General features: G+C 42.9%; 15 protein-coding genes and 1 riboswitch. Of the genes, 10 read left to right on the top strand and 5 right to left on the bottom strand.

Features of this window, described 5'->3' with window-relative positions:
- Positions 1-16: 16 nt before the first annotated feature.
- The 4 genes from QWZ17_RS01490 to QWZ17_RS01475 form a co-directional block, all read right to left on the bottom strand.
- Positions 17-319 (bottom strand): winged helix-turn-helix domain-containing protein, encoded by a 303-nt coding sequence (locus QWZ17_RS01490; protein ID WP_290303078.1) that lies wholly within the window; start codon positions 317-319, stop codon positions 17-19.
- The gene (locus tag QWZ17_RS01485) at positions 316-933 is read right to left on the bottom strand and encodes a hypothetical protein (protein ID WP_290303077.1); all 618 of its coding nucleotides are present in this window, start codon (positions 931-933) and stop codon (positions 316-318) included. Before QWZ17_RS01485 ends, QWZ17_RS01490 begins: the two co-directional genes overlap by 4 nt.
- A gap of 130 nt (positions 934-1063) precedes the next feature.
- Positions 1064-2479 carry a glycosyl hydrolase family 18 protein gene (locus tag QWZ17_RS01480; RefSeq protein WP_290303076.1) on the bottom strand — a complete coding sequence of 472 codons (1416 nt, stop codon included), beginning with the start codon at positions 2477-2479 and terminating at the stop codon, positions 1064-1066.
- A 345-nt stretch (positions 2480-2824) separates the two neighbouring features.
- Positions 2825-3676, bottom strand: a complete 852-nt coding sequence (locus QWZ17_RS01475) for a helix-turn-helix domain-containing protein (protein ID WP_290303075.1) — start codon at positions 3674-3676, stop codon at positions 2825-2827.
- 89 nt (positions 3677-3765) lie between these two features.
- Here QWZ17_RS01475 and QWZ17_RS01470 point away from each other — a divergent pair, with 89 nt between their 5' ends.
- The 7 genes from QWZ17_RS01470 to QWZ17_RS01440 all read left to right on the top strand — a co-directional run bounded on the left by QWZ17_RS01470 (position 3766) and on the right by QWZ17_RS01440 (position 9415).
- Positions 3766-4707 carry an NADP-dependent oxidoreductase gene (locus QWZ17_RS01470; protein WP_290303074.1) on the top strand — a complete coding sequence of 314 codons (942 nt, stop codon included), beginning with the start codon at positions 3766-3768 and terminating at the stop codon, positions 4705-4707.
- A 214-nt stretch (positions 4708-4921) separates the two neighbouring features.
- Positions 4922-5737 (top strand): SDR family oxidoreductase, encoded by an 816-nt coding sequence (locus QWZ17_RS01465; RefSeq protein WP_290303073.1) that lies wholly within the window; start codon positions 4922-4924, stop codon positions 5735-5737.
- A gap of 19 nt (positions 5738-5756) precedes the next feature.
- Positions 5757-6215 carry a 3-hydroxyacyl-ACP dehydratase FabZ family protein gene (locus QWZ17_RS01460; RefSeq protein ID WP_290303072.1) on the top strand — a complete coding sequence of 153 codons (459 nt, stop codon included), beginning with the start codon at positions 5757-5759 and terminating at the stop codon, positions 6213-6215.
- Positions 6212-7513, top strand: a complete 1302-nt coding sequence (locus QWZ17_RS01455) for a beta-ketoacyl-[acyl-carrier-protein] synthase family protein (protein WP_290303071.1) — start codon at positions 6212-6214, stop codon at positions 7511-7513. Before QWZ17_RS01460 ends, QWZ17_RS01455 begins: the two co-directional genes overlap by 4 nt.
- The gene (locus QWZ17_RS01450) at positions 7488-7745 is read left to right on the top strand and encodes an acyl carrier protein (RefSeq protein WP_290303070.1); all 258 of its coding nucleotides are present in this window, start codon (positions 7488-7490) and stop codon (positions 7743-7745) included. Before QWZ17_RS01455 ends, QWZ17_RS01450 begins: the two co-directional genes overlap by 26 nt.
- Entirely contained in the window at positions 7742-8407 is a 666-nt protein-coding gene (locus QWZ17_RS01445) for a 4'-phosphopantetheinyl transferase superfamily protein (protein ID WP_290303069.1), read from the top strand. The genes QWZ17_RS01450 and QWZ17_RS01445 overlap by 4 nt, the downstream gene beginning before the upstream one ends.
- A gap of 138 nt (positions 8408-8545) precedes the next feature.
- Positions 8546-9415: an SGNH/GDSL hydrolase family protein gene (locus QWZ17_RS01440; protein ID WP_290303068.1), complete on the top strand. Its 870-nt coding sequence runs from the start codon at positions 8546-8548 to the stop codon at positions 9413-9415.
- Here QWZ17_RS01440 and QWZ17_RS01435 read toward each other — a convergent pair.
- Positions 9395-9886, bottom strand: a complete 492-nt coding sequence (locus QWZ17_RS01435) for a hypothetical protein (RefSeq protein ID WP_290303067.1) — start codon at positions 9884-9886, stop codon at positions 9395-9397. The two genes, QWZ17_RS01440 and QWZ17_RS01435, sit on opposite strands and share 21 nt — an antisense overlap.
- 188 nt (positions 9887-10074) lie before the next feature.
- On the opposite strand from QWZ17_RS01435, the gene QWZ17_RS01430 reads away from it, so the two are divergent.
- The 3 genes from QWZ17_RS01430 to QWZ17_RS01420 all read left to right on the top strand — a co-directional run.
- Positions 10075-10545, top strand: a complete 471-nt coding sequence (locus tag QWZ17_RS01430; protein ID WP_290303065.1) for a hypothetical protein — start codon at positions 10075-10077, stop codon at positions 10543-10545.
- Between the two features lie 66 nt (positions 10546-10611).
- Positions 10612-10676: riboswitch (Fluoride riboswitch) on the top strand.
- Between the two features lie 211 nt (positions 10677-10887).
- On the top strand, positions 10888-12264 hold the full coding sequence (locus QWZ17_RS01425; protein ID WP_290303063.1) for a voltage-gated chloride channel family protein: 1377 nt from the start codon (positions 10888-10890) through the stop codon (positions 12262-12264).
- 263 nt (positions 12265-12527) lie between these two features.
- Positions 12528-12723 (top strand): hypothetical protein (locus tag QWZ17_RS01420; protein ID WP_435404573.1); only part of this gene is annotated, 196 nt, incomplete at its 3' end.

The raw sequence follows: 12723 nt of genomic DNA, 5'->3' as shown, positions 1-12723 counted from the left end.
ATATGGGTAAAAAAAATTAAAGCTTCTGTTGTTTTATTAAATTTTCGAGGGCAAGCAGGTGCAACCTGAAAGCGGCCCTGCCTTTTTCTGATGCCAGGTAGCGGGTATTGGGCTTGCGGCCAATAAAGCTTTTTTCCACCAGGATGTATTCCTCTTTTTCCAATGCCTTTAAGTGCGATGCCAGGTTACCATCGGTAAGGTCGAGCAGATCTTTAAGGGAATTAAAGTCGTAGCTTTCATTGGCAACCAAAACGCTCATAATTTGCAGGCGAATGCGGTTTTCAAAGGCTTTATCAAATTGTTCTAATGATATCTTCACTTATCGTATCTAAAATGCATTACCGTACCATAAATAATGTGGAGCAGGCCAAAACCTATCGTCCAAAAAATTAAGCCATAGCCCGGCATTAATGCGCAAAGCAAACCTAATAAAATCTCCAGTATCCCCAAGCCTTTTACGCCCGAATATGTGTAATGGCTACCTGCAACCAACGCCATACCGTAAAAAATAAGGGTAGCCGGGGCCACAATACCGTAATAGCCACGATATATTAATATAAACGTGAATAAGCCGCCGCTTACCAGCGGGATAGCCATATTGATAAGCAATCGCTTGCTGCCGGTGTTCCAAAAAGGCTGCCCGTTCTTTTTGGCTTTACGTAAAGAAAGCCAGATGCCACAACCAATGGAAAGAATTAATACCGCGAATGCTACCAAAAACAATTCAAAAACCAGCGTTTCTTCGTTATAAACATGAAAACGTCGCAGGTTAACATTTGCTTGCTTGATTAAAGCATAGCCTGCGCCCGCGCCTATAATAGCGAAAACGCCGGCCATAACGCCCGATAACCCACTTAGTGAAATAAACTTGGCCGAGCGCTCCATCAGGTCGCGGATAGAACTCAGTTCGGCGTGAATGTCTTGATCTTTCATTAAAAGTACTTTGTTGTTCAAAGTTATAGATTAAATTTAGTTTTGCAATAGGCAGGGAAAATATTTTTTCGAAAACAAAACAGCCGGCGTGCATTTGCAGGTCGGCTGTTTATAACCAAATACGTCAATATTACTGGTTTACCCCAAAGGCTTCCCAGCCCGATGCGGTAGTGCGGGTACAGGTCATGGCTTGTGTGCCGTTTTCGCTCGATATGAATTTACCGTTATTTCCCCTGAAAGTTACTTTGCCATCGGAGGTTGGCACCCAATCGAATTTTTCCCAGTCGCCAACCGTGGTGCGGTTACAGGTAATAGCTTGTGTGCCGTTTTCGCTCGATACATATTTACTCATGCTGCGCAAGGCAATTTTACCGCCGCCGGCATCAACTACGGTAAATGTTTCCCAGGCCGACGCCGTTGCCCGGTTGCAGTTCATGGCCTGTGTGCCGTTTTCGCCGCTTACATATTGATTGTTAAACCCTTTTAAGGTTACTGTTTGACCAATAGGCGCGGTTGTGCCGCCACCGCCGCCTGTGCTACCGTGGGTAAGCACAATGGCATTGATGGCCGATAGTAAGGAATTACTCCCTGTTCCATCGCCGGCCAGTTCCCAAATCATCATACCACCGGCCTGGGCAAATGCCAGGTTGGTTTTGGCTTGTATGGTTGGGATGCCGTTATACCCTATGGTTTGAAAAGTATCTGAATTTGGGCTGCCTCCTTGCGACAGGATTACGTTGTAATTAACGGTGAGGTAATCGTACCGGTTATCCCGGCCGTAAAATGGTACACCTAAAATAGCTTTAGCGGCCGGTAATCCTCTGCCCAACCAGTAATTTAAACTGTTTACTGCCGATTGGTACGTGGAATGCTGAAAGTTATTGTCATCATAATCCATAATATTAATCCAATCCAACGTGGTAAACATACCATCAACCACATAACTTGCCGAATTGGCTATAGCCGCAATGGTACATACTTTGCCGTTGTTGTGCATGGCGGTAGCCAGTTGCTGCATTAGGGTATAAAAGTTGTTAGCTTCGGTACCTGCCGATGGAAATTCCCAATCCACATCAACACCGTCAATACCATACTGGTTCACAAAGTTCACCATGTTATTAACAAAAGTGGTACGATAGCCTGCATTGGCTACGATGCTGTGAAAGGCATCGCCGCCACCACCGCCGCCAACAGAAATAATTACCTTAACGTTGTTGTTATGTGCTATCGGAATAAGGCTGGTAAACTTGCTAAGGTTATCCAGCGGGTCAAGACTGCCGTTATTCTCGGGGGTTAAAAAGGCGTAGTTAATGTGTGTAAGCTTGGTAAATTGTATGGTGTTCAGCTCGCCCTCCCAGCTTGGCAAATAGCCCACAACTTTAAAGGTGGCGGCCGTAGCGGCTAAATTAGCCTGGTTGCCTTTCACCGCGTCGACATTTGACGGGGCCGGCCCCATGTTGTTTAAATTATCCTTTTTACAGGATGCCAGCGCTATCACAAAGGCAAATAAGCCACAAAGTAAATAAGAGTTAAGTTTCGATCTCATAAAGTAATGGTTAAATGGTTTATATAATTATTGTTGATTGCAGTTATAAGCAACACTATAAAGCCGTGATAAAACCGGGGATGTTATTAACACAGCTAAACAAATACACCGAAATAAATACTTTTCAATAAGATTTGCTGTTATAAAATTAGGTTAATGAGTTGTAAAATAACCCATTACAAGCGCCTTGTATGGGGCTGATACGCCTGCATAGCAAGCACTGTAGTGCATTTGTAGTGCGGCTTTAGGAGGGAGGGGCGCATGCAATTATTTTGCCCGATACGCTTAACTCACAGTTTAATTTTAATTAAAAACTGAAGTGAATATTAAATAAAGAGAGATTTGTTACGAAGCCCTTGCCAGTTGCACGGCCTTGCGGTATTCTTTAGGGCTTTGGCCTTTTTGTTTGCGGAAAAACTTATTGAAATGGCTTTCATCGGTAAAGCCAAATTCAGCGGCAATTTCGGTGAGGCGTTTATCGCTAAACTGTAGGCGGTGTTCTATCAGTTTGGTTTTATAATTGGTGATGTATTGCTGTAGGGTTTCATTGGCGTGCTTTTTAAAATAGCGCCCCATGTAGGCCTCTGATATGTTGAAAGTGTTACTAATAACGTCGGCCTTCAGCTTTTCGGGGTTGTAAATATTGTGCTGCACATATTGCAAAATATCCATCGCCTTTTCTTCGGTACCCATGTTCACCTGCTCGGGCAAGTAGCGGGCAATGTTGCGGGCTACTACAATAATCAGCGTATTTACCAGTTGCTGAATTAGCTCCTGGTTATATACATCCTTGTTTTCATGCTCGCGGATGATGGCTTCAACCATGGGGCCAACCAGCCGTTTATCGGGCAGGTTTCTGAGGATGCAGCCCGGTTGATGATTAGCATTATGCAAAATATACTCCAGCCGCCTAATGTTTTCATTAAGCAGGCCACCTTTTTTAAGGTAGATATCATTAAACTTCAAAAAGAAAAACTCCGTAGTGGTTTCCACATCAAAAGAATGGCAGTCTTCCGGCGTAATTAAAAACATATGCGCCGGGCGATAGTTAAAACTACTTTGGTTAATGCACTGCCTGCCCGTGCCCGAGATAATAAAGATCAATTCAAAAAAATTGTGCTTATGCTCAAATTTGGGGCACTTATCTAAAGTGCAATACTCAATAGAGAACGGCTGGTACAGGTTTTCCCTTATCATGCGTCAAAAATACCAAATTATAGAAATTATATACCAATTTATTTGTAATTATTGGTATAATTTTGATTTATCAAATAAGAACAATAAAAATGAAAGCAATAATTTTAAAAGAATACGGCGGGGTTGAAAACCTGCAAACCGTTGAAATTCCTATTCCCGTTATTAAAGCCGATGAGGTATTGATTAAACTAAAATCCATCAGCATAAACCCTGTTGATGTAAAAACCCGCCAGGGCAAAGGCATGGCCGGTCGCATTAAAGACCCAATGCCCATTATTTTAGGTTGGGACATCAGCGGTGTGATAACAGAGGCCGGTACCGAAGTAACAGGTTTTAAAGCAGGCGATGAGGTTTTTTCGATGATTGAGTTTCCTAAATTAGCCAATGCCTATGCCGAATATGTTGTTGCAAAACCATCGGAGCTGGCTATAAAACCAGCCAATATTAATCATGATGAAGCTGCTGCCGCTACTTTAGCCGCGCTTACTGCATGGCAGGCCCTAACCCTGCATGTTACTATTAAACCCGGCGATAGGGTGCTCATTCAGGCGGCGGCAGGTGGTGTTGGCCATTACGCCGTTCAAATTGCTAAACATATGGGTGCTTACGTTATCGGTACCTCATCGGCAGCCAATAAAGATTTTATATTGGCATTAGGGGCTGATGAGCATATTGACTACCACGCGCAATCGCTTGAAGAGGCCGTTAAAGAAGTTGATTTTATATTAGACCCGATTGGGGCCGATAATACCCCGCTTTTACTCAACATTGTAAAAAAAGGAGGCACCGTAATCAGCATTATGGGCGGCTTTACAGAAGCGCTTTTGCAAAAGGCGCAGCATCTTGGCATAAACGCGCATAACATTTTAGTATACCCAAGCGGTGCCGATATGGAAACCATCGCGGGGTTTTTAGCAAAAGGCATTGTTAAATCTACCATATACAAAACCTTCCCGTTTCACCAGTTAAAGGAGGCGCATTTAGAAATGGAAAAAGGGCGCGCTGTTGGCAAAATTACGCTGGCGTTTTAAGCTAAACGTTAAATAATATCTTAGGGTGATAAACATGGGTGGTTATAAACGGCTGATGCTGTTTTAACCTAAACGCATGTTTTATCACCCTAAATCATTAAAAATCGATTTTCTTTCGCTTACTTTGAGGTTTGAATTTTTTTAAGGAATTTAACGGTATAATTTATCGCATCTTCCGTATACATACATATGAAATTACAAGGCATCGGTTCACATGGATAAAACTCAACAGTTTGCGGGTTTGTGGGCCGTGGTTTTAGGGGGATCAAGCGGGTTTGGCTTTGCCGCTTTGCAAAAACTGGCTGGGCACGGCATGAACATAGCCGTTTTATACCGTGAAACCGCCATCACCGAAAAACCACTCAAAGAAAATCTTGCCAAGATAGCCGCCGAAAACGCCGTTACCATATTGCCTTTCAATATAAACGCGCTTGAACAGGGCGGTCGCGATTTATTTTTAAAACAATTTACCGAAGTTGCTGTACATAAACATTGTGTTAAGCTTTTGCTGCATTCCATAGCCCGGGGCAATTTAAAACCCCTGGCCGCCGATACAGCGAATGCCGAAAACGCCAATGTTCTTTCTACAGATGATATACAGGCCACAAGCTACGCCATGAGCAATAGTTTGCTTGACTGGACCAGGCTATTATTAAACGCCGATTTGTTTAATGCCGATGCCCGCATAATTGGGCTTACCAGCGATGGCGCGCATAAGTACTGGGATAGCTATGCCGCGGTATCAATTGCCAAAGCATCGCTGGAGAGTTTAACTAAATACATGGCGGTTGAGTTTAGCCGGTTTGGGTTAAAAACAAACCTGGTGCAGGCGGGGGTAACCGAAACAGCATCGCTGAAAAGGATACCGGGCAGCGATAAGCTGATAACGTTGGCCAGCCAAAACAACCCCATGGGGCGGATAACCCGTACAACGGATGTGGCAAACGTGATATACATGCTTTGTACCGACGATGCTTTTTGGATAAATGGCTCTTTGATTCATGTAGATGGTGGCGAACATTGCCTGTAATTACTATACTTTTTAATGCATGAATAACCACATACTTAACCATTTACCATACAAATCAACTTTCCGTTTTATTGATAACATCACATCATTAAACGAGAATGGGGTTACCGGCGATTTCACTTTAAAGCAGGACGCGTTTTTTTACGAGGATCATTTTGAAGGCAATCCTGTAACTCCCGGGGTGATCATTACCGAAATTATGGCCCAGATAGGTTTGGTTGTATTAGGCATCTTTTTAATTATGAAAGAACCGGGTAAGGATATATCAACAGATCCGGCCTTGTATCCTGTGCTTACCTCAACCGATGTATCATTTTACAAAATGGTTCTGCCGGGGCAAAAGGTTACAGTAATTTCAAAAAAACAATATTTCCGCTTTGGCAAGCTTAAGTGTACTGTAGAGATGTTGAATAGCTCAAAAGAGATTGTTGCCCGCGGTACATTTGCCGGTATCATTAAACATATTGATTTGAAATGAGCAGGCGCGTTGTTGTAACAGGAATGGGCGTGGTATCGCCAAACGGAATAGGGTTAAGCGCGTTTTTGGATGCTATTCAAAACGGCGTATCGGGCATTAAATTTATGCCTTTGTATGAGGAACTTAAATTTAGCTGCCAGGTTGCAGGCAAGCCCGATTTTGTACTGGAAGACCTTAAAACAAAAAACTACATATCTGAAGTTACCTATCATGGCTTAAAGGGCACCAACATTGGCTACGGCTTAATGGCCGCGCTTGATGCCTGGGCCGATGCCGGTAACGCCTACGATACTGATGAAACCCGCTGGGAAACCGGCTGCATTTTTGGCAACAGCGTATCTGATACCGAAGCCATGAAAAATGTAATAACCCGGGTTGATAATAAAGAAGTTAAAAAATTGGGCTCGCGCGTGGTGGAGCAGGCCATGAACAGCGGGGTTACCTCCTACGTATCCGGCCGCTTAGGTTTGGGTAATAAGGTAATCACCAACTCGGCAGCCTGCGCAACAGGTACACAGGCCATTTTAATGGGCTACGAGACTATTAAAGATGGCTATGCTAAACGCATGCTGGTAGGCAGCAGCGAATATGTGGATACTTATGTATTTGGCTCCTTTGATTCCATGCGCGTACTGTCCCGTAAGTTTAATGACCAGCCGGAAAAGGCTTCAAGACCGATGAGTGTAACCGCCGGCGGCTTTGTGCCCGGCTCTGGTTCGGCAGCCTTGGTTTTGGAGGATCTGGAATTCGCGCTGGCCCGTGGTGCCAGAATTTATGCCGAGGTTTTGGGCGGTAGCAGTAACAGCGGCGGCCAACGTACTGGCGGATCGATGACAGCCGCCAATCCGCAAGGAGTTATAAGGTGTATAAAAGAGGCTATAGACGGAGCTAAGATCAGTCCGAGTGATATTGATCTCATTAGCGGTCACCTTACCGCTACCAATGCCGATATGCAGGAAATTCAGAACTGGTGCCAGGTACTGGGCCGTTCAGGAGCCGATTTCCCGGTGATGAACTCGCTGAAATCCATGATAGGCCATTGCTTAAGCGCGGCAGGCTCCATTGAATCTGTGGCATCAATATTGCAAATTGTTCATGGTTTTGTGCATCCCAATATTAATCTGGATGACCCGAATCCGCAGATAAAAGATTACATCAGCATGGATTGCCTGCCAACAGCTATGCTCAAAAAAGATATCAATATTGTTGCAAAAGCTAACTTTGGCTTCGGCGACGTAAATTCCTGCTTAATATTTTCTAAATTTAACCCTAATGACACGACAAGAAATTTTAACTGAACTAAAAAAGGTTTTATCGCCATATACCCTTGAAAAAGACGCCCTGGCCAACATTGACGAAAGCACCAATCTTATTACCGACCTGAAAATTAATTCGGCTAATCTTGTGGATATCATTATTGATGCGGAAAGCAAATACAACATCGAAATTGATTACGATTCTGCCGATAAAATGGTAAATGTTGGTGGTTGTATTGACGTGATAGAAGAAAAAACCAATCAGCAAATATGATTGAAAGTGCCGGTAATGACATTATAGACCTCGCAACTATTAATATTCAACGCACAACACAAAAAAGGTTTTACACAAAATTCATTACCGGTACCGAAACACTTCTTTACAGTAATCCCAACCTGGCCAATTTGCCATTTGAACATTTTGTATGGCTATTATGGTCGGCAAAAGAATCGGTTTATAAATTTGTGCAGCGACACCAGTCCGGTTTGGTTTTTTCCCCCTCAAAAATTATTATTACTCAAATAATTCCTCCCGCAAGTACTCCTGGTGCAGGGACGGTTCTGCCCGTAGAGACTCTTGGTTTCGGTAATCAACAAACATACAATATGACGGTAGTTTTTGGGGCAGATGTATTTTACACCAGCTCCATAATTACTACGGGCTATATACATACTGCAGCTAATAACCACCAAAGCTTTGACCGTGTGCATTGGGGAGTTAGGCAAGTTGCGCAAAGCGATGCCGCTTTTCAATCGTTGCAGGTACGTAAATTTATACTTGATAAACTTGCGCTGGTTACCCATAAAAACAACCTTAACATAGTTAAAAACAGTGGCGGTTGCCCCATATTATTCAGCGGTGCCGAAGAAATAAACCAGCCGCTTTCCCTTGCACATCATGGCCATTATGTTGCCTACGTATTTCCTGAAAAATAAGCGTTAAAATTTTGCTTGTTAACTCTTAGATAAGTAACCTTTAATTATAGCACAACGTAAAAGCGATAATGATTTGCTATTTACGGGCAACCATGTTTTGGTACCCGTATCCGTAAAAACCTGCGGTTATATCTGAATATGAAGCTACGTGTTAAATTACTACTGTTATTTTTAGCCTTACTGGTTATTAGCTTCGGAATATACATGTACAAGCGTTACTCGCTCGAAAAAAGGTACGTAGCTGTAACCGAAAAAAAATATAAGAACGACATTTTAAGAGTTGGCATCATTGGCGATAGCTGGGCAACCGGCACATCGTTAGATACCATCATGACGGATGAGTTTTTAAGGCGTGGTGTTAAAACCGAGATCATATCCTTTGGCGAACCCGAGGCCAAAACCAAAGATATTTACGATAACCTTTATGCTAACCCGGGTACGCCGTACTCCAGCAGCGAAATATTACACCACAACCTTGATTATTGTGTGATATTGGCCGGCACAAGCGACGCGTCGGGCGAGATGGGTGCCAAGTTTTATGCCTATTACTGCTCTCTTATTATCGACGATCTGTTAAAAGATAAAATAGAACCTGTATTTGTAACCATGCCCGAGTTTGGTTTTAAAGAAGCTGAAGATAGCCTGGATGTATTTAAAAAAGTACGCAACGAGGTTGGTGCATTGCTTATAGATAATGGCAGTACAGGTACTTTAGATGACTACCGCAAACAAATAAACGAGGTTTTAAAAGACACGCACCTGCGCGATTCGGCCATAGTAGTGCCCTTTAACCTGGTGTGCGATAATTATCAGAAACACAAAATCCTTTATCGCAACAGCGGGCACCTTTCAACCAAAGGGAAGCAAAAAATGGGCAAAATTATTGTGCAGTATATACTTGATAAAGAGCGCAAAAGCCAATTGCAGCAACCGCCACAGGGCAGCAGCGGCAATGTAAAGGTTGCTAACTCGGCGCCACCTGCTAATTTAAAGGGAGCGGGTAGCTAAAGCCTCAATCTTTTTGATGTCTTTATAGCAAATGTACAACGGCATAATCCCAAAGATCCCAAAACAACAATCAATACAACGCCAGTAAACGGGGATGCCGCGGATTGGGCCTGCAATAAAGGCCAGCGGGAAAACCATGACACAGGCAATCATCCCAAACTCAATAACCCAGATATTTTTAACCGGGTTGCGCAGCGGACCGATAAAAACGGTGGCTATAACGAGGTGCCCAAAAGCCAACCAATCTGTACCGTAGCTTAAATAGGGATAGTTTTGATTGGTTGTTTTAACAGCCATATAAATGGTGGTGATCCAGCTTTGCATAAAGGCTGGAAATATCCCCGCGTGAGCTGCCATGAAAGCCAGCTCGGTTTCAATTGGGAAAGCGGTAACACCGCTTAACACCAGCCCGATAATAAATACGATAATCCAGTTTTTTACCTTTTTGCGCAGTTGTGATTCGGTTTTCATGATGTGGTAAATTTAAAGATTTGTTGAAATAAAATTTGGTTAAAACTGGTTCATTTGAGAACGGTACCCCATAATCCCATTTTTCTACTGGCAATTAAATTGCCCCTTTTAGAGTTGTTTTTTTATATTTTAGTACCAGAATAGTTATTATTTTTTATTCAACTTATTGGAAAACCTCAACCTGCACCATGACAATTCTAAAAAAAATAGAAAATGATGAATTGTATTTATACATGAATGGTAAAATCATTTATAAACGTTGGCTCAAAACAGGGCAATCTAAAGTTTTTGATGTAATGGCATATGACAAGTATACTTTGACGAGTATTCGCGATTTGGAATATGAAAACCCTAAAGGCCTTATTTTAATAAAAGCAAAAATCAAACTTAAAACAAAGGAAGAAGGCGGAAGAACGACCGGGTTTATTAGCGGTTATCGGCCGAATCATGTTTTTGAATATCCTCAAAACGGGGAATACCTTCAAACTTTTATTGGTGATATAGTTTTCGAAGGTCAACCAACTATAGAACCGGGCGAAACTAAGGATGTAACAGTTAGATTTTTAATAAATCAACCAATCGAGAAATACCTTGACAAAGGTCGAAAATGGTGGATACATGAAGGAGGAAAGCTCATTGGGGAAGCTGAAATCATATAAATATTGAGGCATGATATTTTAATCATATCTATTTCGAGGATTTTGCTCTAAGCTTTTTTCTATATTTGCATCAAAGGAAATGGTGTCTTCCTACTTAACCGCCCTAAAAAGCTGATGGCGCCTACATTTAATTAACCCGCGGGTTTCGTACCGCGCTAATTTTTTGTAGGTGAAATATTTTAATATCCCCAACAAGCTTAAACACACCTGGCAATATTCAATTGTCGCTGTTTTTTCAACACATTTATTCCAATCTGCAAATATTCCGGCGTTGGCGCGCAGGAAGCATTCGCTATGCCCTCAAAACTTCAATTTTAAACTTAAATTAGCATCGCCCATAAAATGAAAGATAAACTATTTGCGTCCGACTATTTCCTGATCCTCAAATCGCTTTTAAGGTGGACATTGATTATTATTCCCATCGCGATAGCGATAGGCAGCATGGTAGCCTTGTTTTTATGGTTACTTACCTGGGCTATTCATTTCAGGTTTAAACATACCTGGTTATTATACTTATTGCCTGTTGCGGGTGTGCTAATCCACTATATATATAAGCTGGTTGGCAAAACATCAGAGAAAGGCAACAACCTCATTATAGATGAAATTCACCAACCGGGTGGAGGCGTACCTAAACGGATGGCACCCATCGTGCTGCTTACCACCATTATTACCCACCTGTTTGGCGGCTCGGCTGGGCGCGAGGGTACGGCAGTGCAAATAGGTGGCAGTATAGCCCAGGCCTTTGGCAAGTGGTTTAACCTTAATGAGGCCGATACGCGCATTGTACTTACAGCTGGCATAGCTGCCGGTTTCGGGGCCGTATTCGGTACGCCCTTAACCGGGGCCATATTTGCCATGGAAGTACTAACCATTGGCCGCATACAGTACAATGCACTATTACCCTGTTTAATAGCCGCCATTATTGCCGATGTTACCGTAGGTATTTGGGGCGTGCACCATACTCAGTATCATATAACAGCTTTCGCGGCTGTACCGCATTGGCTTTCGGGATACACCGCTTTTGATTTTGTGCTGCTGTTTAAAATCATCATAGCATCCGTAGCTTTTGGTCTGGCCAGTTACCTGTTTGCCTTTTTGGTGCACGGCCTTAAATCTATGTTTGTAAAAAATATCCCCAAATCATGGTTGATCCCCGTTTTAGGCGGTCTTATTATCATTGGCCTAACGGCCGTTATTGGCAAACCCGATTACCTGAGCCTTGGTGTTGATGCTGAACATGCGGGTGCGGTTACCATTCCATCTGCATTTAATACCGGCGGTGCCGATACCTGGAGCTGGCTCTGGAAAACCATTTATACTACGGTAACCCTTTCAACCGGTTTTAAAGGGGGCGAGGTTACGCCGCTGTTTTACATTGGCGCTACCTTAGGCAATACGCTATCTGTATTGATGGATGCGCCGGTAAGTCTTTTTGCGGCGCTTGGCTTTATAGCAGTTTTTGCGGGTGCTACCAACACGCCAGTAGCATGTACCTTTATGGGGATTGAATTATTCGGCGGTCAATACGCTTTGTTTTTCGCGGTGGCTTGCTTTACAGCTTACTTCTTTAGCGGACATTCGGGCATTTACGGTTCCCAATATATTGGCGTTGCAAAAACCGGAGAAGACGGGGTTAAGGGAACGCTATCTGAAGTTGCTAAACAACGACAAAGCTACGCCCGGCAAAAGTTGGAGAAGTATAGGTTTAAGAAGGATTGATATCGAAACTGAGTTTTTTAAACAATCGGATAGCATCGGATTTTAAAACATAAAAGAGGGCACGATGTAAACTAACCAAGGGACGACTCACCCCGACGAGNACCCATTGGTATGTTGAGAGAGAGATACTGCCTCATTTCTTTTTACCCTTTTGCGTCTGAACAGAATGTAAGGAATATTGCATTGCGATATATCTTGGATATCCAGCAGGAGAAAAGATGAAGTAGGGTTTTCACTTTTAATAAATCATTAAAAGCAAAGTGATGACAAACATTTTAAAACAGGTAGTTGGGATCGACGTAGCACAAAATGAGCTAGTGGTTTCTTTAGGAAGAATGGACCAGGCAACCGACAAGGAAGTTTATGCGTTCAAGCGGTTTGCCAATCAACTATCAGGCTTTAAGGCTCTTGAGTCCTGGGTCAAGCAACGAACCATTAAAGAGGTTGGAATACGCTATG

The organism is Mucilaginibacter flavus (assembly GCF_030409315.1).
Classification (GTDB): domain Bacteria; phylum Bacteroidota; class Bacteroidia; order Sphingobacteriales; family Sphingobacteriaceae; genus Mucilaginibacter; species Mucilaginibacter flavus.
The sequence above is the reverse complement of the archived record's forward strand: the minus strand, read 5'-3'. Positions and strand labels throughout refer to the sequence as shown.